General features: G+C 31.4%; 17 protein-coding genes. 12 read left to right on the plus strand and 5 right to left on the minus strand.

The annotated features are described in order from the left end of the window. Positions 1 to 194: 194 nt before the first annotated feature. Positions 195 to 1,487: a signal recognition particle protein gene (locus Gromo_RS01915; protein WP_231158779.1), complete on the minus strand. Its 1,293-nt coding sequence runs from the start codon at positions 1,485 to 1,487 to the stop codon at positions 195 to 197. Between the two features lie 170 nt (positions 1,488 to 1,657). Between Gromo_RS01915 and pheS the strand changes: the two genes are divergently transcribed. The 8 genes from pheS to Gromo_RS01955 all read left to right on the plus strand — a co-directional run bounded on the left by pheS (position 1,658) and on the right by Gromo_RS01955 (position 12,444). After that, positions 1,658 to 2,764: a phenylalanine--tRNA ligase subunit alpha gene (gene pheS, locus Gromo_RS01920; protein WP_231158780.1), complete on the plus strand. Its 1,107-nt coding sequence runs from the start codon at positions 1,658 to 1,660 to the stop codon at positions 2,762 to 2,764. A gap of 12 nt (positions 2,765 to 2,776) precedes the next feature. Next, a complete protein-coding gene (gene ytpR, locus Gromo_RS01925) occupies positions 2,777 to 5,008 on the plus strand; it encodes a YtpR family tRNA-binding protein (RefSeq protein ID WP_231158781.1) in 2,232 nt (743 codons plus the stop codon). A 405-nt stretch (positions 5,009 to 5,413) separates the two neighbouring features. After that, a complete protein-coding gene (gene lepA, locus Gromo_RS01930; protein ID WP_231158782.1) occupies positions 5,414 to 7,195 on the plus strand; it encodes a translation elongation factor 4 in 1,782 nt (593 codons plus the stop codon). A 125-nt stretch (positions 7,196 to 7,320) separates the two neighbouring features. After that, positions 7,321 to 9,030: a GspE/PulE family protein gene (locus Gromo_RS01935; RefSeq protein ID WP_231158783.1), complete on the plus strand. Its 1,710-nt coding sequence runs from the start codon at positions 7,321 to 7,323 to the stop codon at positions 9,028 to 9,030. A gap of 74 nt (positions 9,031 to 9,104) precedes the next feature. Next, positions 9,105 to 10,295 carry a type II secretion system F family protein gene (locus tag Gromo_RS01940; RefSeq protein ID WP_231158784.1) on the plus strand — a complete coding sequence of 397 codons (1,191 nt, stop codon included), beginning with the start codon at positions 9,105 to 9,107 and terminating at the stop codon, positions 10,293 to 10,295. 2 nt (positions 10,296 to 10,297) lie between these two features. Next, a complete protein-coding gene (locus Gromo_RS01945) occupies positions 10,298 to 11,599 on the plus strand; it encodes a hypothetical protein (protein WP_231158785.1) in 1,302 nt (433 codons plus the stop codon). 154 nt (positions 11,600 to 11,753) lie between these two features. Continuing rightward, positions 11,754 to 12,092, plus strand: a complete 339-nt coding sequence (locus tag Gromo_RS01950; RefSeq protein ID WP_231158786.1) for a hypothetical protein — start codon at positions 11,754 to 11,756, stop codon at positions 12,090 to 12,092. 73 nt (positions 12,093 to 12,165) lie between these two features. Then, positions 12,166 to 12,444 carry a hypothetical protein gene (locus Gromo_RS01955; RefSeq protein WP_231158787.1) on the plus strand — a complete coding sequence of 93 codons (279 nt, stop codon included), beginning with the start codon at positions 12,166 to 12,168 and terminating at the stop codon, positions 12,442 to 12,444. 204 nt (positions 12,445 to 12,648) lie between these two features. Here Gromo_RS01955 and Gromo_RS01960 read toward each other — a convergent pair whose 3' ends face one another. Next, positions 12,649 to 12,900 carry a glutamate--tRNA ligase family protein gene (locus Gromo_RS01960; RefSeq protein WP_231158788.1) on the minus strand — a complete coding sequence of 84 codons (252 nt, stop codon included), beginning with the start codon at positions 12,898 to 12,900 and terminating at the stop codon, positions 12,649 to 12,651. Between the two features lie 10 nt (positions 12,901 to 12,910). Further along, positions 12,911 to 13,471, minus strand: a complete 561-nt coding sequence (locus Gromo_RS01965; RefSeq protein WP_231158789.1) for a nucleotide exchange factor GrpE — start codon at positions 13,469 to 13,471, stop codon at positions 12,911 to 12,913. Positions 13,472 to 14,043: 572 nt separating this feature from the next. Here Gromo_RS01965 and yidC point away from each other — a divergent pair. Both yidC and yihA read left to right on the plus strand, forming a co-directional pair. Further along, positions 14,044 to 15,192: a membrane protein insertase YidC gene (yidC, locus tag Gromo_RS01970; RefSeq protein ID WP_476577885.1), complete on the plus strand. Its 1,149-nt coding sequence runs from the start codon at positions 14,044 to 14,046 to the stop codon at positions 15,190 to 15,192. Next, complete coding sequence (gene yihA / locus Gromo_RS01975) at positions 15,189 to 15,785, plus strand: ribosome biogenesis GTP-binding protein YihA/YsxC (protein ID WP_231158791.1); 597 nt, start codon at positions 15,189 to 15,191, stop codon at positions 15,783 to 15,785. Before yidC ends, yihA begins: the two co-directional genes overlap by 4 nt. 130 nt (positions 15,786 to 15,915) lie before the next feature. On the opposite strand, the gene Gromo_RS01980 is transcribed toward yihA, so the two are convergent. Both Gromo_RS01980 and Gromo_RS01985 read right to left on the minus strand, forming a co-directional pair. Continuing rightward, the gene (locus Gromo_RS01980) at positions 15,916 to 16,188 is read right to left on the minus strand and encodes a hypothetical protein (protein WP_231158792.1); all 273 of its coding nucleotides are present in this window, start codon (positions 16,186 to 16,188) and stop codon (positions 15,916 to 15,918) included. A 103-nt stretch (positions 16,189 to 16,291) separates the two neighbouring features. Next, positions 16,292 to 16,981: a metal ABC transporter permease gene (locus tag Gromo_RS01985; RefSeq protein WP_231159297.1), complete on the minus strand. Its 690-nt coding sequence runs from the start codon at positions 16,979 to 16,981 to the stop codon at positions 16,292 to 16,294. Positions 16,982 to 17,337: 356 nt separating this feature from the next. On the opposite strand from Gromo_RS01985, the gene Gromo_RS01990 reads away from it, so the two are divergent. Continuing rightward, positions 17,338 to 18,723, plus strand: coding sequence for a glutamate--tRNA ligase (locus Gromo_RS01990; RefSeq protein WP_231158793.1), 1,386 nt, complete (start codon positions 17,338 to 17,340; stop codon positions 18,721 to 18,723). Between the two features lie 142 nt (positions 18,724 to 18,865). Continuing rightward, on the plus strand, positions 18,866 to 21,361 hold the full coding sequence (alaS, locus tag Gromo_RS01995) for an alanine--tRNA ligase (protein ID WP_274381147.1): 2,496 nt from the start codon (positions 18,866 to 18,868) through the stop codon (positions 21,359 to 21,361). The last annotated feature ends 22 nt before the right edge of the window (positions 21,362 to 21,383 follow it).

Raw genomic sequence — 21,383 nt, forward strand, 5'->3', positions numbered from 1 at the left:
ATGATTTGATAATTCCCATTTGAGTGAGTTTAGAGCTATTTTATTTCTGATTGAAATATTGTTATGTTTTGAGATCTTGCATATGGTCTGCAACATGTTTTGCTCTGCTTCACTTGTATTTGATTGTTTTTTTTTGAGAATATTGCAAATCTCTTAAAATTTTTTCTCTTTTTAATGTAAAGATAGTTTACGAATCATTTCATCTTCGATATTGTTTTGGCTGATAAAGTCTTCATCATTTTGCGCATATGTTCGTGTTTTTTGAGCAGATTATTCACATCAGAAACATGAGTGCCACTTCCTTTTGCGATTCTTGTTTTGCGAGATGCATTAATAATCGATGGATTACTTCTTTCTTTTGGTGTCATTGAGTCAATTATTGATCCCATTTTTTTCATCAAGTTTTGTCCTTGTTGCTTGACGTTATCTGTGATTCCAATTTCTGGCATAAATGCTAATATTCCAGATAGACCTCCCATTTTTTTCATGATGGAGAATTGTTTCTTCATATCATTCAAATCAAATTTTCCAGATCTCATATTATTTTCCAATTCAAGTTGAGTTTCTCGTTCTGTGACAGTGATAGCCTTTTCAACTAAACTCATTATATCACCTTGTCCCAGAATTTGAGAAGCAATGCGATCGGGTTTAAATTCGGCAATATCGCTAGCTTTTTCACCAATTCCTACAAAAAATATTGGTTTTTTCGTTTCATAAGATAGAGATAACGCAGCGCCTCCTCTATTATCTGCGTCTGCTCTTGAAAGTATGAATCCGGTTAAATTGACGAATTTGCTGAATCCTTCTGTGATTGTGAGAATATCTTGTCCTGTTGCGCTGTCTGCTACCAGAATTATTTCTGATGGATTTGATATATCAGCTAAATGCTTTATTTCTTCCATCATTTGGTTATCAAGTTGCGTTCTACCTGCAGTATCAATAATCATTACATCATAATTGTTTAGTTTTTTGTAACTTAACGCATCTTTCAGTCTAGTGATTGGTTGTGTACTGTCGCTCTCAAAAACTTCTATGTGATTTAATTTTGCTATTATAGATAGCTGTTCGATAGCTGCTGGACGATATGTGTCGACTGACACTATGAGAGTTTTCATATTTTTCAAGAATTTTGCTAATTTTACACAACTTGTTGTTTTGCCGCTTCCTTGCAGTCCAACGAGCATTATATTATTTCCTTTCTGAATATCTATATCTCTATTATTTTCTGATAAAATGTGAATTATTTCATCTTTCAAAATTTTCAATAGTATATGTACAGGCATGAGGTTGGCGATTTTCTTTGTTCCAGTTGCTTTTTCAACAATTGTTGTGATTAATTTATTTACGACAGATAGAGATACATCGGCTTCGAGTAGGCACATTTTTATATCTTGAACAGATGACTCAAGATCTGAGTGTTTGAGAACCCCTTTTGTCCTCATTTTTGAAATGATCGAAGTGAGTTTTTGACTGAGGCTAGAAAACATATTCTTATAGTGAGTTTTCATGAATTATATTCGAATTATGCTTTGATTACTATCGAAATTCCACATGTTAGATTGAGTTATTATGTTATTTTGTAATAAACATGAAATGAGTCTACTGAATTGACATTTTATTCTAATACTGATCAAATTCTCAAAAGATATTGTTTATTATGTTGAACACAATTCTTATTGATCACGAGCGAATTGAGAAGATTATTCGAAATATTAGAGTGTGCCAATCGAAGAATGAGTTAGACTCTCTTAAATCGCAATTAAATGGAATGTTGAATGATCTTACAAAAATGATTAAGAATATTGATTCTGCGAATAGATCTAGTGTTGGTAAGTTTATCAATGAGATCAAATCTAAGGCGCAAAGTGCTATTGATGAAAAAGCAAATGAGTTTGATATCTCTATCGATTTTGTTGCGAATGATAAATATTCATTGCCAGTGAGTCAGATATCAATTGGAAAATTGCATCCTTTAACTGCTGCGATGATTAAACTACATAATATATTTGATCAAATGGGATTTCAACATATCTATACAAATGAGATAGAAAATGAGTACTGTAATTTTACAGGATTAAATATAAGTGCAGATCATCCTGCTAGGTCAGCAAGTGATACTTTTTATATTCAAGATGATGTTTTGTTGCGCACTCACACTTCTAATGCTCAGATTCATGTTCTTAAGGAGTTATCTAAGAACATTGAAGCAAAATTACGTGCTTATGTATTAAATCAGGAGATATTTTTCAATTTCTCAAGCGTGGATGCGGTTAGAATAATTTCTAGTGGGCGTGTTTATCGATCAGATCAAGATAGTACTCATACTCCTATGTTTCACCAAATTGAGGGTTTTGTTGTTGGAAAAGATATAACTTTAGCTAATTTAAAATGGTGCCTTTTGAGATTTTGTCGCGAATTTTTTGAGTCAAATGATGTGAAAATTCGTATGAGAAGCAGCTACTTTCCATTTACTGAGCCTTCTATTGAGATAGATATTGGCTGCAGAAGAGTTAACAATAAGCTTGTTGTTGTGAGCAAAGATGATGAAGATGAGTGTGATTGGATTGAGATATTGGGTTCTGGAATGATTCACCCAAGTGTTTTTCGCAATTGTGGAATTGATTCATCGAAGTTTACAGGTTTTGCGTTTGGTATTGGAGTTGAAAGAATGACTATGCTAATTAAAGATATTCCAACGCTCTCTAACTTTTACGGAAGAATTGATATACGTTGGTTGAATAAATACGGTTCTTTGCCGTTTTGATGGAGAATTAATATGAAAATTGCTGTTAAATGGTTAAATGATTACTTGAATTTTGGAGATCATTTTCTTTCTACAGATAAAATCTGTGATGTTTTAAGTGTAATTGGATTTGAGAGTGAAGTTTGCATGTATGTTCCGATCAATTTACATCAGTACAAAATTTGCAAAGTTATGAAAGTCAATAAACACGAAAATGCTGATAAGCTATCGGTTTGTCGCGTATTTGATGGTATTCATGAATTACAGATAGTTTGTGGAGCTAAGAATGTTTATCCTGGAATGATTTCTATACTTGCTCCTGTTAATACTATGATGCCTTCAGGCATGATAATAGAACAAGTGAAAATTCGAGGAGTAGAAAGCAATGGAATGCTTTGTTCATATGATGAAATTGGTCTAAGTAATTGGTTTGAAAGTGATGGAATTGCTGATTTGTCAATGATTTTGAGTGAATCTGATGTTGGTAAATGTTTGAATGAAAGTCATGTGATGGATTATATTTCTGATATTATTCATATTCAATTTACTCATAATAGAAAAAATGCAAATAGCATTCTTGATATAGCTCGGGAGTTGTCTGCTTGTCAGTTAGGTAAAATGAGAGTTGATGTATTCTCAAACAATAATTTGATTAGCATATTAAATGACTATTCAAAAGTTAATGATCTTCTAAGATATGTTGCTATGAATTTTGCGGAAAATGCAAGTTTAAATGATGTTCTGATATCGAAATCAAATGAAACTGCAGTGAGTTGTTCTGTATTATTGTGCGATAATGATCTGGATTTAATGAAAAAGACTCGTTTGAGGTCTTCATCTATCAAATTCGATTCTGCTTTGAATGCTGCTTGCGAATACATCGCAATGGAGATGAATCTGCGTTTTAGTTGTACACAAAATAACAATGAATATCTATTGTATTTGGAGAATGCTGGAGAAAATCTGGAAATTGCAGTATTTGGGCTCATGAGGTTAATTTCGATGATTTCTTCATTTGCTGAAGTTCGATCTATCTCTGTGAATGAGTCCTTAAAAGATTGTGAAGTATTGTCCAACCAAAAAATTCATTTGTCTTTAAATAAGTTACGAAGAATTTTAGCTTATGATATCCATGTCAATACAGTTGAGAATATATTGAAGAGGCTTGATTTTGGTGTAAATGGGAATGAAATTACCATACCACAAAGTAGATTGTACGATGTTGCCGTTGAAGAAGATTTGATTGAGGAGATAATGCGTATTAGTGGAATTGACAGTATTCCTGAACAGCCATTAGTTCACTATAAAGTTGAAGTCAATAAAAATAACAATCTTAATCATGAATTTTTGATTTTTCTTAAAAAAGCTATTGCTTCTATTGGATATTTTGAGGTAATTACTTGGTCTTTTATTCCGAAAAACATTGCTGCAATTTTTTCTTCAAATGAATTGATTGAGATAAGGAATCCAATTAGTAAAGATATGGCCGTTATGCGTACGAGTCTTTTGCATGGTCTGTTATCTACTTTTGAGTATCACAACAGTCTTGCAATTGATGCAACTGGATTTTTTGAGCTAGGTAGCATCTATCATGATATAGATTCTGAATCTTTATTCTTAAGTGGATTGCTACCTTTCACTAAATTTGGCTGGGTGAGTGATGTGGAGCCAACAATGTTAACCATTAAATCTCAGGTTATGTCTTTGTTAGCTATGTGTAGTGTTAATACAAATGATTTCAAGCTGGAAAAATTGGTGGATCCAGATATTTCACGCTATATTGATGGCGCAGCAGTTTTTTGTTCTGGAGAAAATATTGGTTATATAGGCTACTGCAAAGGAATTTTATTGAAAAATTATAATATAAAGCAGAAATTTGGTGTGTTTGAATTGAATATATCATCTATTTTGCAATGTAATCCTCAAAACGCAAATGATTTTCTGTCTTGTCAGCAATCCGTAAGCAAGGACTTCTCATTTGAAGTTAAGTGCGATATGAATGTTGATCTTTTAGTGCAAAAAATTATGAGTGAAATTTCAAAGTTTTTTTGTGATGAAATCGTTATGCAATGCAAGCTATTTGATGTTTTTGATCTTGAAGATAGTGATACGTATTCAATTGGGTTGAAATTCATTGTCAGACTAAACGATCGTACGTTTCAAGATATTGATTTGACTAACTTGCATAATATCGTAATATCTGTTGCTGAGCAAAATGGAGCAAAACTTCGATTCGCTGATCGTCTGGAGAAAATTAAGAAGTGAATTTGATGTTTATAGAAGGATAGATCGATTGTGTTTGGTGAAATGAGATGAATTCACATGAAGGAATTTATGCTATTTAATCCATATAACGAAATATTTTATGAGAAGTTTGACTTGATATTTCAGTGAGTATCGAAATTTAAGTAAATTCTACTAGACTTTTTGTAGATTCTTCAAATATGACAGATGTTACTATTTTGTTTACATGTAGACCCATCTGATGTATTTTATTAATAATAGTATATTTGCAGTGTTTTTTTGAATACAATATATTGACTTTACTTTCAATAATGATATTGACATTTAATATTGTATTTCACTTAATACACAACTCAAATCTAATATATTTTGAGATTCATGAAAAAAATATTATAATTGGCCGAAATATTCTATCTTCAATCATATATGCTTAACAAAATTCGTAATTTCGCGATTATTGCTCACATAGATCACGGGAAATCTACTCTTGCTGACAGACTGATAGAATTTTCAAATGCAGTTACTCAGCGAGAGATGCGTGACCAGATTTTGGATAGTATGGATATAGAACGGAGAAGAGGGATTACGATAAAGGCACAAACTGTTCGATTGAGGTATGTTGATAAAAATGGAGTTGATTATCAGCTAAATTTGCTTGATACTCCTGGTCATGTTGATTTTGGTTATGAAGTTAGCCGATCTTTAGCTGCGTGTGAAGGGTCTTTACTAGTTGTTGATGCTTCGCAAGGTGTCGAAGCTCAAACTTTGGCAAATGTCTATAAGGCAATTGATGTAAATCATGAAATTATTGTAGTTTTGAATAAGATAGATTTGCCCGCTGCTGATGTCGATGCGACAAAAAGGAGTATCGAAGACGTGATTGGAATATCAGCAGAGGGAGCTTTGGAGATATCTGCAAAATCAGGTATTGGAATTCAATCTGTTTTTGAGGCTATTCTGACGTTACCACCTCCTGCAGGTGTGATCGATGGGCAATTGAGAGCTTTACTCATAGATAGCTGGTACGATCCGTATATGGGAGTTGTGACTCTTGTTAGAGTGAAAGATGGATGTATTAAAAAAGGTATGAAAATTAAAATGCTTTCAAATGGTGCGAGTTATGTTGTCGAGAATGTTGGAGTTTTTTTACCTCAAAAATCATATACATCTCATCTAAATACAGGAGAAATTGGCTTTATTATTGCAAATATAAGACATATAGAGGATTGTGCAGTTGGTGATACTATCACTGAAGATAACAAAAATATTGTAGAAGCTTTGCCTGGATTTAGTCCAGTTTCGGCAGTTGTTTATTGTAGTCTATATCCTGAAGATACCCTGGATTTTAACAAATTAAAGGACAGTTTGGAGAAATTGAGGTTAAATGATAGTAGTTTCACTTTTGAAATGGAAACATCCGCTGCTTTGGGAATGGGCTTTCGCTGTGGATTTTTAGGATTATTACATCTCGAGGTAATTCAAGAGAGATTAGAAGAAGAGTTTGATTTAAATATAATAAGCACAGCTCCAAGCGTATCTTATAAAGTATTTTTAGTATCTGGAGATGTAATTGATATACATAATGCGGCAGATATGCCTGAATCCACTAGAATTCAGAAAATTCAAGAATTGTGGATGAAAGTGAAGATAATATGTCCGAGTGATTATATTGGCTCAATAATTCAAATATGTGAAGAAAGAGAAGGAATTCAAGAGCAAATAAATTATGTAAATAATAGAGTGATGGTCGATTATAGAATGCCTCTATCCGAGATAATATTTGATTTTTACGATAAGCTGAAATCTATAACATCAGGCTATGCTAGTTTTGATTGTGTACAAGATGAGTATGTCGATGCGAAGATTGTAAAGGTAGATATTTTAATAAATGGAGAACCAGTTGATGCGCTATCTTTTATGGCTCCAAAAAATAAGGCACAATATATTTCAAGAACTATATGTCAAAAGCTAAAAAATGTCATAAAAAGACAGATGTTCAATATTATAATTCAGGCTGCAATAGGTGGAAAAATTATTGCAAGAGAAGATGTTAGAGCATTCAGAAAAGATGTGATTGGAGAAAAATGTACTGGAAAAGATCGTAAGCAAAAGCGAAAGGAAGCTCAAAAAAGAGGAAAAGATCGCATGCAGAGATTTGGTAGAGTAGAATTGCCAAAAAGTGCTTTCTTGACTTTGTTAAGTAGATGATTCTTTTGCATTTTATGAAAAAATAAATATATTACAGTATAAGTATGCTTTTATTTGCAATTTATGCATATTGATTAATAAAAGCTTATTTATTATAATAATCATGTTAAGTATATCTTAATTTTGTGTCAACGGTAAAGATAAAGGGATTAGTGAAAGATAGGCTGTCAAGGCTTCATGCCCTTGATTTGATTAATCAAGATCAGGTAGAAAGTGTGATATTTGAACACAATAAGACTGGAAGAAGTTTAGACCGAATCTTAATCGAATTTGGATTTATTGATGAAGAGGTTTTGCTATCTATTATTGCTGAGGATTCTGGAGTAGATTTTGTATATTTAAATAAAATTTTGATCGATACTAACTTGATCAATCATTTTCCAAAAAGTTTAGCGCAAGAATTGTCTGCAATTCCATTAAGCCAAAACGGAGATATCGTTACAGTTGCTATGTCAAATATAAATGATGTGCAAGCAAAGCAAAGAATAAAACAATGTTTTGAAGGGTGTACGATAGTTAATGTTTTAGCAAGTAGATCTGATATTATGCAAGCAATTGATAAGTATTATGAGTATAATACATCCATACATAGTATAATTAAGGAGTTATCTGGATCAAAAAATACTTTCTCTTCAAATGAAGCAACTAATCCAATTGTTAGATTACTAGATGCGATTATTTTAGATGCTACTAGGAAGTTTGCTTCTGATATTCATTTTGAACCAGAAAGATTTTTTGTCCGCGTAAGAGTAAGAGTTGATGGAATATTGATACCTATATGCGTTTTGCACAAAAATTACTGGAACCAGCTATGTGTGAGAATTAAAATTGTATCTTCAATGGATATTGCTGATAGCATAAGGCCTCAAGGTGGGAGATTTTCTCTTAATTTGTTTGGCCGAGATATTGATTTTCGCGTTTCATCTCATCCTATTTCTCATGGTGAAAATATAGTGATGAGAGTATTAGATAAGAAATATTCTCTAGTTTCACTGAAAGAGCTCGGATATAGTGCAAAGAATTATGTGATTATTAATAAATTGATACATAAAAACCATGGTATGGTAGTTGTAACGGGACCTACTGGTTCTGGTAAGACAACTTCTTTGTATTCAATGCTGTCTATGGTTCATTCTGATGGAGTTAATATAATGACCTTGGAAGATCCTATAGAATATGAATTACCCATGATAAGGCAATCAAGTGTGCAAGATATACCTGGAAGAAGCTTTGCTGATGGACTAAGATCAATTCTGCGGCAAGATCCTGATATAATTTTTGTTGGAGAAATTCGAGATGCTGTTACTGCTGAGATGGCTATACGTGGAGCAATGACTGGTCATCAAGTATTTACAACTTTACATACTTACGATGCTTTTAGTTCTCTATTTAGATTAATTGATCTGGGGATTAGTCCTAATTTGTTAGCTGGCAATTTAAATATGGTTATCTCTCAGAGATTGATTAGAAAATTGTGTGATAAATGCAAGAAGATATCTGATAATGGCCATTCTGCAAATAATAGATTTGGGAATGAAATTATTCTGAATGCAGCTGCAGAAGATTGTGATGAGTACACAGTTTTATCTTCAACTTATGAAGCTGTTGGCTGTCCTTGTTGTAACCATACAGGATATAGTGGTCGGACTTGTATATCGGAAGTTCTTGAATTTAATGATGAAATAAATGAAATGATATATCTCAAAAAATCATTTGCAGAAATTAAGACTTTTGTAACAAAAAATGGATTCATTTCATTGAAGGATGATGCTTTATATAGAGTAAAAATAGGACAAACATCAATATCTGAAGCAAAAAGAGTTGTAGATCTTTGATTTTGGACTAAGATATACTCTTATATAATAACATGCAGTGTGACATTACTGATGCAGTATGTTTAGGAGGTAGTGTGTTTATAATTATTCCATACTTTAAATACAAGATTGTTCAAAATGGAAATATTATTTGTGGTAGATTGAATGTAATTTCTAAAACTGATGCAATAAAGCAGATCTCATCTGGAGATTTAGTTTCTCTCAAAAAACGTTATAATATTTCTAGAAGAGTAGAACTTTCAGAACTGAGACTATTTTTTTATATATTGAATAAATATTTAGATTCTGGTCTCACATTGGTTGATTCTTTGGAAGAAGTCAAGGCTCATTCATCATCAAGAATGAAAATGATTATTGACGCTCTAAATTTTGACATTCATTCTGGTTCTATGTTTGGCTGCTCAATATCCAAGCACTCTGATACATTTGATACTGTTATTCTCAATTTGATTATAGTTGGAGAAGAGATAGGTAATTTAAGTTCTATTTGTGTGGAAATAGTACATTACCTTGATAGAGTCATAGAAGTCAAAGGAAAGTTAAATAAGAGTTTGAGGTATCCTATAATTGCGTTCATGGTTATGTTATTCTGTACATATCTTTTTAATAAATTTTTAATATCTCCTATGATGTTATTTATGATAGATATGCATCTTGAGATTCCATATATAACTATTTATATTATGAATACTGTATTTAATATTGATTTATGGATATATTTATTAGTATCAATTATAGTTATTTTTATTGTAATGAAGAAATTTGTAAAGCATTACAGTTATTTTGATATAACAGTACAGAAAATATCACTAAAAATTCCATGGATAGGTAATTTTATCAGTACCATGAATATATTTTATTTCTCTAATAGTATGGCTCTTCTTTTAAAGAATTCTGTTTTTTTGATAAATGCTATTGATATTGCGAAAAATTCTGTAAAAAATCGTTTTATCTCAAGTGTGATAAGCAAAATGGAGTGCGAAATAAAAAATGGAGTTTCCCTATCTGAGTTTTTTCTAACTGATGATGTATTTCCAGATTTTATGAAAAAAGTGATTGGCTCTTCTGAGAAGTATGGTCTGCTCAATGATGGATTTGCTGAAGTAAGTGTCTTTTATTATGAGAAATTTCTACAGATGCAAGGTTTTTTGATAAAGTTGATTGAACCTATGGCTCTGATTTTTATGGGATTAATCATGATTATTCTTATTTACTCCACGATCATGCCTATATATGACATGATAAATCAGATAGATATGCTATGACCATGAAATTTGATTACATCGTTGTTATAAATTCTGAATTGATAATGGTGTATTCTGCTCAACCATTTGAGATGGTAATCTCCTCTGCAGATATAAATAGAGTTGTAAAATTTCTAAAGAACCGACATGTAATTGTTTTGCATGATGATTCATTAACTCAATCTAAAGAAATAAAGAGAATACCTTCAACAATAGGAACTTTTGAAAAATTTTTATGGAAACGATCAATTAAAAAAAATTTAAGAGACTATTACTTTAAAGTTAAGCAAGTTGATGAAAACTTTATTTCTATCGTGTCTGTAAATAAGAGTGCATGTCAGATAATCATCAAGATGTTAGAATCTAACGTTGTAATCAAATCTATATCAATATGTACTTGTATCGAAATTGAAATGATAAGTTCTTATGTCCAAGCAAATAATGGAGTACTGATGATAATAAAAATGAACTCAAAATACGCTAAGCACATATTATTTTCTGGTGAATTGTTTGTTGATAGAATAGTAAAACTACAAGAACAGTCTGAAATGTTTACTCAGTTCTTTCTTGAAAATGATATAAGAGACACCATTCACTATGCAACGCAAATTTTTTCTGCTGATTATATTACAGATGAATTGGTAGATAATTTACAAATCGTTCAAATCTCTTCGAATGCAGAGATTGAGAATTATAGTCATCCAAATTACTTTAATGTATCTGTTGATGAAATCTCTCGAAAATTTGGTCTTTCTTCAAAAAATGGTGAGTATTTATCTACTCTGGCGGAGTATTTTTTATACAATAATAAAAAAAATAATTTGCAATCTTCTTTATATTTGTTAATTAAATTTAAATTATGGTTTGTACTTGCCATAGTAATACTCATTTCTACTCTATTATTATTTATGGGAGCTAATGTTAATAAATTAATTGAGATTGCCAATAATAAAAAAGCTGGTTATGAGACTGTCTTACTAAAGAGACAAGCTTTGCAGAAAGATATTAATATCAATTATGAAAAATTGAAGCTTTTAAGTGAATTTATTGAATATAGAAATATTGAATTCTCTATTTATCAATTTTTTTCAAATATGAGGATTGCTCTTGGACAACATATTGTTGTTAATAAAATTAAAATGATTTTTCACTATAATGAAAAAAAAGAAGTTAGAGTAAAAGTTGGTTTGATATGTTCAGGACAGGACTTTGGTCGATTAGCAAGTCAGCTGCAAGATATTTATGTGGATAAAATTCATCTCTCAGAAGATAAGCTTTGTGATGTTGATGCGGTATGCAAGAGATCTTTAGTTGTTGTTTTTTGAAAACATAGATATGAAATATATAAAATTGATCATTTTTGTAAGTACACTTTCTATATGTTGTTTATATGGATATAAGCAATTATGTGATATTAAAAATGAAATCTTTTACTTGGATAATCTTATTGCAAACGAGTATCATCAATATGAATTTTTGATGAAACTAATTAATGACAAGCATTACTTGAAGAAGTTAAATAGCTTGTCTAAAAAAAATTACTCACCAAGTAAGATTATTGAAATTATAAGCGATTTTGCTAAGAGTTTTGAATTTTTTGACTTGCAAGTGGATGTCCATGCCTTAGATAAATCCCAATTTAAGGAATATGAAGTTGAGCTGAGTATGTTTTGCTTTAGTGAAAATGATATATTGAAATTTATAAAGAAATTAAGAAATGCTCTGCTGGTTAGAGTAAATAACATTACATTGAAGAGACATAAATCTGAAATTTTTGTATATTTACTAATGAATATAATAATTATGAAAGATGATTAATGCTGTTATTTTTGTTCTGAGCCTGTTCTCATTATTTCATACTAATTCGATTGTTTATAAAGATCGGAAATCTATGTTTTTTGAGAATAAAGATTTGAAAATAAATAAGAGCATTAATTTACAAGCTATAGTGATAATAAAAGGCTATTGGTATTTGATTATAAATGGAATAAAAATTGATAAAAATATGCAAGAAATTCAATTATCAAATGGTGTTTTTATTAAAATTGTTAATGTTTACAATGATAGAGTTGATGCTATTATTAGGGTTTGTTATACGAGTGATGCGGATGATAAAGATGATTCATATTACGAGGTGACATTGCTTTTGGGAAAGCCTTTATTTCTATAGCTTTGGGAGTGGCTTAATCAGCCAAGTTGTACATTCATAATCAGGCATAATCAAGCTAAATCTATAGACTGCATAATCGTTAAATCTGCAGCTTTCATAATCGGAAATATAGCTTGCGAAGTATCAGAAGATTTCAATGAAATTCAATATATAAGATACTTTGATAGTTAAAGACAATTTCAAATGGTACTTTGTTGCAGAAATCTATTTACCAATATGCCTCGATAATCTCTCAGACTGAATGACAACATCACCTTGCCAATGTATTCCCAGCCAATTCATGGATTGCAGAATAGCTTTTGTAAATTCAGGCTTTGACCTATCTGGATCTGTATCTTCTATTCTTAATCTCATTTGTGCAGAGTTTGATCTCGACTTAATATACATACAATTCACAATTGCAGTTCTTAGATTCCCTATATGAGGCATACCAGTAGGAGATGGAGCAAATCTCATTAAGCAAAACTCAAAGTTTGTTAACGATTACTAATGATGTTCTCAAACACCGATTACCTATCATATACCCATTTCGCAAGACATCTACAATTGCGTTGTCATCTTTCTCAGAGTCACTGACTGTATTGATGGCTTCATGGTATTCTGGATCAAATTTAGCTCCATTTGATTCTATTTTTGATATATTATGTACTTTGAGTACATGTGAAAACTCTTTTGATACAGCTTCCATTCCATTTAATAAATCCTTCTCTTTTGGTGAAATGCTAGCAATTGCTTTTTCTAAGCTATCTGCAACCGAAAGGATATCAATTGCGAATCGAGTAATAGCAAAATTTTGAGTATCTTCAAGTAATTTTGATTGCCTCTTAGTGATATTGCTGATATCCGATGCCATTCTGACTATTCTATCATCTTTTTCTTCGATCTGTTTTTGCATTTCTTTGATAATACTCAACATTTGCATACTATCTCTGCTGGTATCATTTTTTTTGTCATCATCATTTGCAGAATTCTGTTGTGCAGATTCATGATTCTCATCGTCAAATAAAACTGTTTGTTCAAAAAACATAGCAAACTAGAATTAAAACTAACTCCAATATTTTTACTTACTTTGATGATAAATGCAAGGCTTTTGCTAGTGATATTGACAAATTTTCGAGATATATTAATCTCTAATGATTAATCCACTTTAAAATTGTGTCGGATAACAAAAACATACTTATAGTATCTTTGCTGTCTTTTATCATACTATTTGTGTTTAACAACTTTTTAGATTTTTCTCATAAAACTCCTGAAGTTTTGACTGTTCAGCAAGATAATAATTCGAATAAAAGATCAATTATCAATGAAATTACATCTCTGAATCTTAAGCCTTTAAGTATGGGATTTGGAGTTGGAGATAAGATTTATATTTCATCTGTGCGTCTAAATTCATTTACCGACAGTCGCGAATCTAAGATTTTCGTATTAAATTCTCGTGCAAAGAATAACAATATGTATGTTGAGTTGAATTTTTCTTTAAATTCTATTGAAGATCCATCTATGTGGCATATCATCGAAATCTGTGATAAATCGGTGAAATTTGAGAAAATTCTTAAAGATTGTAAGGTGATTTGTCATATTACTGAATTATCAGACTATATGTTTGAGATAAAATTTACTATTCTTAATAGATCAAATCGTACACATTTTTTCAAACCTATAGCTAGAATTTGTCGAGATTTTACAAATGTTGTTCCTGAAGAATCAACTTCATCAATAGTGAGTGCTCACGAAGGTTTCGTTGGAATGTTTGATGGAGAATTAATTGAGAAAAAATACTCTGATTTGGTGCCAAAAAGTAATAAGAATCATGAATTCTTGGTCAAAAACAAGAAAGGGTGGGGAGGTATCACAGATAAATATTGGCTTACAGTCATTGCTATGTCTGATGATTTGTCCATAAATTCAACTTCGGATTCAATTAAGTTTGAGTCTCAGGGTGTTGAAGTCTTTTCTAATCAAGATCATTCAATTATTTCACTATTTTTCTGTGGGCCAAAAGATATAAATTTGCTAGACAAATATAAGAATGAGTATTTTCTCGACAAGTTTGATTTAGCAATAGATTTCGGAATATTATATTTCATTACACGACCTTTATTATACTTTTTGAAATGGATATATTGGGTTGTTGGAAATTTTGGGCTCGCCATAATAGTCCTTACATTATTTCTGAAAGTTCTGTTTGTCCCATTTGCTAAAAAATCACACTTAGCGATGGCAAAAATGCGTAATTTAAAGCCCAAAATGGATTACATAAAGCAAATGTATGCAAATGATAAGCAGAAAATGAACTTGAGTTTGGCGGATTTGTATAGAAAGGAGAAAATTAATCCTATCAGTGGATTTCTCGTAATGATAATGCAATTGCCAGTATTTTTTGCACTTTATAAGGTATTGTTTGTGTGTATAGAACTCAGGCAAGCTCCTTTTATTTGGTGGATAAAGGATTTGTCTATGCCTGATCCTACCTCTTTATTCAATCTGTTTGGTTTGATCAAGTGGAATCCACCTCCATTTTTGCAAATTGGTTTGTGGCCAATTTTCATGGGTATGACCATGCTTTTACAACAAAAATTTGCGAGTGCTAGTATTGTTGATGATAATCAAAGGAAGTTTATGATGATTCTACCGGTTGTTTTTAGCTTCATGATGGCGCAATTCCCTGCTGGTTTGATTATATATTGGTCTTTTAGTAACATTCTGTCTATTTTGCAGCAGATGTGGTTTAATAAGAAATATAAATGAATAAGTTATTTGATTTGAATTGTGATTTTTTATTTAGCATAAGTAATATTTCCCAATTTTGTAGGGAAGAGCTCAACAAACCTGAAGTTGTATTTTATGGACGATCAAATGTTGGTAAGTCTAGCATAATAAATGCAATTGTTAGAAAGAATATTGCAAATGTGTCTAAAACCCCTGGAAGGACAAGGACTATAAATGTTTTTTCCGTTGGAAATAAGATGAATCTACTTGATTTGCCAGGTTATGGATATTCGAAAGCATCTAAAATGCAACAAAATGAATGGGAGGGATTGATCTTCGATTATTTAACAATGAACAGAGTTCAGATGAAGCAGTTATATATTCTAATTGATACAAAAATTGGTCTCAAAGATATTGATATTCATATTATCTCTAATTGTAGCAAGGATTTAAGTGTTATTATGACAAAGTGTGATAAATTATCGCAGTTAGAAATTGATAAATCAGTTCAATCTGTTTCTGATCAGTTGCAATTATTTGGGTTAAAAAGCATTTTTACTACAAGTGCGAAGAACAGTATGGGAGTAAATTCTCTACGTGCTCACATTGATCATATGACAAAGCAAGAATGAATCAACCAATGATAATATTTTCTGCAATTGGGATAACTTATCTAGGCTATTGCAAAAAATGATGCTCACTTGTGATAAATAATCTTGTTGAGAAAGATTCACTAGATTTACAAAAATCAAAACAAATTAATTACTCAGATTTTGCACTATTTTCTGTATTATTTTCACTCTGATGAGCATTTACATTATCATTTTTCTGATTACTTGTATTTTTCGATACTTTCTTTGATGGTTCGCAACAGCCAGAACGTTTAGTAGCCTTCTGTTTAGAAGAGGCTGTATGATTAGAATTTTCATTTGTTTCAGTTGATGTAGCTTCAGAATTAGACGTAGAGTTCTCTACAGATGAAGCAAAAGAAGTCAAAAAAACGAATGATAGAAATAGAGAAGCAATTTTATACATAATAAGACAAACGATACGACGGCTAGATTATTGATTCAGCTTAATAAAAAGTCAATATATTCAAATTATTTATTTGTAGAGCTTATAATTTTTACTCAAAATATCAATTTTTGTACATAACCTTGGAGGTGAATTTTACGATAATTGTCATTGAAATGATAGCCATTACCATGCTAGGCCTAAAGGCGTAGTTCAGAAATTCTTGGCATAAAATGCCCATCAGCACTCCAAATAAGCTTATTAATGATGACATTAAAATTGCGTTTTTGTACTTAAATCCTATTGTTGCCATGCTTGGAATTAAAAACATACTTCCGCAGCAAATTAAACCCACGACTTTCATGGCTATGCTGACTAAGCATGCTACGCAAAATACTGCGATTACCTTGACAAATTTGGTGTTATATCCTTCGATTTCTGCTAGTTCTTTGTTGAAAATTGTAGATAATAGAACTTTTCGCTTAATAATGAAAATGCCAAAAACGAGGATCATGGATAATAATATGAATACCATATCAAAAGTGTCAAATAGAGCTCCATCTCCCGAGAAATATGATGTTTGATAACACCCACATTCGTACATAAGAATTAACCCCATTGCGCTGCATATGTACGATACAACTGCGAGCATTTCATTGATTTCTTTTACAAAAATTATTACGAATGCAATGAGGAGATTTGATAGAATTATCGATTGAGATAAATTAATGCCAAAATATTTGCTTATTCCTATACCTAGAATAGCTCCATGAGATAGTACATCTATCATAAATGATAAAGTTATGAATCGCATTAATAAACCTACAGCTCCAGAAGAAATACCTAGAATAAGTAGAACAAAAAATTGGAAAATCGATATGGATTCAAACAAGATGCAATTTTAAGTGTAATTTAAAATTATACCACATCTGTTATGTATAACAAATCACCATAGAAAAGTTTGCATTCATTTCAATTGATTGATCTGTCATGATACTTACATGCTAAATTAGCTATTATCTGATTTTTGTCCAGAGATTGTAATTTGAAGGCAATTTATTATGTGTTGTGTAATTGTAGTACATCAATTGTTGATTATGCTATGGCTAAAATATTGCAAACTTGTGAACTAACATGTAAAACACTGCATCATTTCATTGCATTGCATTTATGAAGAATCAAAAAGAGATACTTAGATTTGCTCCATCTCCTACTGGTATGCCTCATATAGGGAATCTAAGAACTGCAATTGTGAATTGTATGTATATTAAGTCGAGATCAAACTCTGCACAAATGAGATTAAGAATAGAAGATACAGATCCAGATAGGTCAAAGCCTGAATTTACAAAAGCTATTCTGCAATCCATGAATTGGCTGGGAATACATTGGCAAGGTGATGTTGTCATTCAGTCTGAGAGATTATCGAGGCATATTGAAATTGCAAATATGTTGTTAAACCAAAATAAAGCTTATAGATGCAATTGTGTACAAAATTCAAATGATGTCTGTGTATGTAAAAATCGTGAAATTTTTGATTCAAATACTGCCATTAAGCTTATTGTTCCCAAGTCAGGAGAAATAATTTTAGAAGATAAAGTGAAGGGAAAGATAGTGCAGAAAAATGAAAATCTCCAAGATATCGTAATCGTTAGAAGTAATGGAATGCCAACTTATATGTTCTGTGTTGTTGTGGATGATCATGATATGGATATTACATTAGTGATTCGAGGAGAAGATCATATAACGAATACTTTTAAACAAATTCATATATATCAGGCTCTTGATTGGCAAATTCCAGATTTTGCTCATCTTCCGATGTTGCTTGCTCCAGATGGAGCGAAATTGTCAAAAAGGAATGCTGTGACAAATATTTTGAATTACATTGATGATGGAATTTTATCTGATGCTCTAAAAAATTATCTTATCATGCTGAGTTGGCGTTATGAAAGAGTGCAAAAAGAGCATAATTTGCCTATAAGTGATATTTTTGATTTGAATCAAATGGCACAGTATTTTGACCTAAAGGATCTAAAATCCGCTCCATCAAAGTTTGATTGGCAAAAATTGCTGGATATGAATTTCAAATACATAAATATGATGCAAAATGATGATCTATTGGTAAAATTGGAAGAGTTCTCTGGACGAAAAATTGAAAATCGCCAACTTGCTATTCAATTATTGCCTGAGATGAAAAAAAGAGCTAATACATTAAAAGTGCTGCTGCACATGCTTGATTCTTACTTGTCTGCTGAATATTTTGAGAATTTGATAAATAATCTTGATGAAGAAAGTGCTGCTATTATTGCGAAAAGTAAGGGAAATTTGCGTGAGTATGTTGAAATGCTTTCTCAAATAGACTGGGTTATGAAGAAAATTGATATCATGACTCGAGAATTTGCAGAAATGAAATCGATGAAATTATCAGAAATTGCACAGGCATTGAGAATTGCTATTTCAGGTAGTAGAGTCTCAATTGGAATTTTTGAAGCAATGGTACTTCTAGGCAAGGAAGAAACTCTTAGTAGAATTTTATATTCTTGCGATAAGTGTATGTGACTAACAAATTATAAATTTTCTAAGAATTGCATGAGTGTCAGTGGTTTGAATGTTCTTTTGCCTATAGTAAAATTTCAAAAAATATCTAATATAAATTGCTATATTTTATGATAGAGTTGTAAGAAGTTAATGTAATAGTGCAGTGAATATTCGTGATCTGTTTCTAAGATATTTTCAAGACCATGACCATTTATTGGTGAAATCTTCTCCTGTGATTCCATCAAATGACTCTTCGATATTATTTACAAATTCTGGAATGGTGCAGTTTAAAAGAGCTTTTCTTGCGTTAGAAAATGCTCCAAGTAAAAACGTTACCACTTGTCAAAAATGTGTTAGAGCTGGAGGAAAGCATAATGATTTAGATAATGTTGGTCATACAAATCGACATCATACATTCTTTGAGATGTTGGGGAATTTTTCATTTGGAGGATATTTTAAAAAAAATGCGATTGCTCTTGCTTGGAAATTTCTAACTCATTGTCTTTATCTTGATGAGAGCAAGTTATGGATAACAATACATCCAAGTGATTTTGAAGCTAGAGAAATATGGATGCAATTTGTCAAAAGTGAAAGGATTATTGAAATAGAAGATAATTTCTGGAGTATGGGTAGTACTGGCCCATGTGGTTATTGTTCGGAAATATACTATGATAAAGGACACCAATACGAGGGAAATCTTCCAGGTCAAGGAGATGAAAAAGATCGATATGTCGAAATATGGAATATAGTTTTCATGTCATTTAATCGAGATGAAGATGGCAAAATGACAGAACTAGAGCAAAAATGTATAGATACCGGAATGGGATTAGAAAGAGTGATGGCAATTCTTGAAAGTAAAGAAAGTGCATATGAGACAACAATTTTTATGCCAATAATACAGAAAATTCAAATGCTATCAGGGAAATTGTATTCTGATTTCAAAAGTCAATTTAGAATTATTGCTGACCATTTAAGATCTTGTGCGTTTATGATGTCTGATGGAATAACTCCTTCAAATGAGGGTCGAGGATATGTTTTGCGCAGAATTATGCGAAGAGCATTTCTTAATATAAATAAATTAGATTACAAAAAGTGCATGCTCACTGAGCTTTATGATGTTTTTTTAGATTCTATCGGAAATGTCTACTCAGAATTATCAATAAATAGAGAAATGATACTCATGAACATTCAAATAGAGTATGAAAAATTTCTCAATATATTGACTAACGCAGAGGCAGAAATAAATAGATATATGAGATCTGATGTTTCAAACAAAAATCTTGCAGAGTATGCATTTTTTTTGTACGAAACTCACGGTATTCCTTTCGATATTACAAAAAGTCTACTTTCATGCTATGGGTGTGAAGTGTTTGAGTCAGATTTCGATATATACTACAGTTTACATCAAGAAAAAGCTAAAGAATCTTGGCATGAGAAAAGAGATTCATCTGAGAATTTTATGAATGAATTTGTATATAAAATGCCGGCTACTGATTTCTGTGGATATGATAATTTATCTACCAAGGCAAAGTTGCTAAAATACGCATTGCATGATAATAAACTCTTCATGGTTTTTGATAAAACATGTTTTTACGCCACTGGTGGAGGGCAAATTGGAGACTGTGGAGAAATTGTATTTAATAATTTTGAGGTTCATGTTCTTAATACTGAAAAATTAAATGGTGTATACGTTCATATTTGTGAATTTAAATTTTTGTCGTTTGACTCTGCAGAAGCGATTCTGCGAGTGAATGAGCTTAATCGAAAGGCTGTTTCGGCAAATCACTCTGCGACTCATTTATTAAATTCCGCTCTGAGAAGAGTTTTAGGCCCGCATGTTGTCCAAAAAGGATCTCTCGTTGATGCAAAAAAATTCAGATTTGACTTTAGTCATAATAAATCCTTACTTGAAGATGAGATTGTGCAAATTGAGAATATAGTTAATGAAGAAATTCAAAAAAATTCTCTTAGATATAAGTCTATTATGGCTCCAGAAGAAGCAATTAAGAATGGTGCGATTGGAACTTTTGAAGATAAATATGAAAAATCAGTATTCGTTGTGTCGATTGGAAATTCAACAGAGATTTGTGGAGGAACTCATGTAGATCGGTCAGGAGAAATAGGAGTATTTAAAATTGTCTCTCAATCATCAGTTGCCTCAGGAGTTCGAAGAATTGAAGCTATAACAGGAATGGAGGCAGTAAAGTGCTTTCAGCGTTGTAATAATCAAATCCAAACTCTGTCTTTAATGCTCAATACTCAAAGTGAAAATGCCCTTGAAAGAATAAAACTATTGGTTGAAGAGTCAAAAAAAAGAAACATCATTTGCGTTGAGTTCGAAAGATTTCACCTGAATTCTTTTGATGTTCATGCATTTTGCGAAAAAAATATTGACTCCATGGTTATGAAGGAGATTTTAACTAAAAAGATAAAGTCTGTTAAGCGTGCTATGCTTATTGGAGTTTCAATGTCAAAACATGGTGTTTGTATGGTTTTGATTACAAAGGACTTAGTGCAAGAAAGTCATATATTTGATGCGAAGAAAATATTAGAACGAATGAAAATTACCGGAGGCGGAAGTGAATTCTTTGCTCAAGGCCCTTGGAATGGAATGACAATTAATGATTATATTGCTGAATTGACAGAAATGGTGAAATGATTTCTAGTAAATGAATGAATTT

This window comes from Candidatus Gromoviella agglomerans (assembly GCF_021065005.1).
GTDB lineage: Bacteria > Pseudomonadota > Alphaproteobacteria > CAJXXZ01.

Bases quoted from the DNA above. Each gene is read 5' to 3' on its own strand.
- Gromo_RS01915 (WP_231158779.1), bottom strand. From the start codon at position 1,487: ATGTTTTCTAGCCTCAGTCAAAAACTCACTTCGATCATTTCAAAAATG.
- pheS (WP_231158780.1), top strand. From the start codon at position 1,658: ATGTTGAACACAATTCTTATTGATCACGAGCGAATTGAGAAGATTATT.
- ytpR (WP_231158781.1), top strand. From the start codon at position 2,777: ATGAAAATTGCTGTTAAATGGTTAAATGATTACTTGAATTTTGGAGAT.
- lepA (WP_231158782.1), top strand. From the start codon at position 5,414: ATGCTTAACAAAATTCGTAATTTCGCGATTATTGCTCACATAGATCAC.
- Gromo_RS01945 (WP_231158785.1), top strand. From the start codon at position 10,298: ATGAAATTTGATTACATCGTTGTTATAAATTCTGAATTGATAATGGTG.
- Gromo_RS01950 (WP_231158786.1), top strand. From the start codon at position 11,754: ATGAAACTAATTAATGACAAGCATTACTTGAAGAAGTTAAATAGCTTG.
- Gromo_RS01955 (WP_231158787.1), top strand. From the start codon at position 12,166: ATGTTTTTTGAGAATAAAGATTTGAAAATAAATAAGAGCATTAATTTA.
- Gromo_RS01960 (WP_231158788.1), bottom strand. From the start codon at position 12,900: ATGAGATTTGCTCCATCTCCTACTGGTATGCCTCATATAGGGAATCTA.
- Gromo_RS01965 (WP_231158789.1), bottom strand. From the start codon at position 13,471: ATGTTTTTTGAACAAACAGTTTTATTTGACGATGAGAATCATGAATCT.
- yidC (WP_476577885.1), top strand. From the start codon at position 14,044: ATGTTTGAGATAAAATTTACTATTCTTAATAGATCAAATCGTACACAT.
- yihA (WP_231158791.1), top strand. From the start codon at position 15,189: ATGAATAAGTTATTTGATTTGAATTGTGATTTTTTATTTAGCATAAGT.
- Gromo_RS01980 (WP_231158792.1), bottom strand. From the start codon at position 16,188: ATGTATAAAATTGCTTCTCTATTTCTATCATTCGTTTTTTTGACTTCT.
- Gromo_RS01985 (WP_231159297.1), bottom strand. From the start codon at position 16,981: ATGCGATTCATAACTTTATCATTTATGATAGATGTACTATCTCATGGA.
- Gromo_RS01990 (WP_231158793.1), top strand. From the start codon at position 17,338: ATGAAGAATCAAAAAGAGATACTTAGATTTGCTCCATCTCCTACTGGT.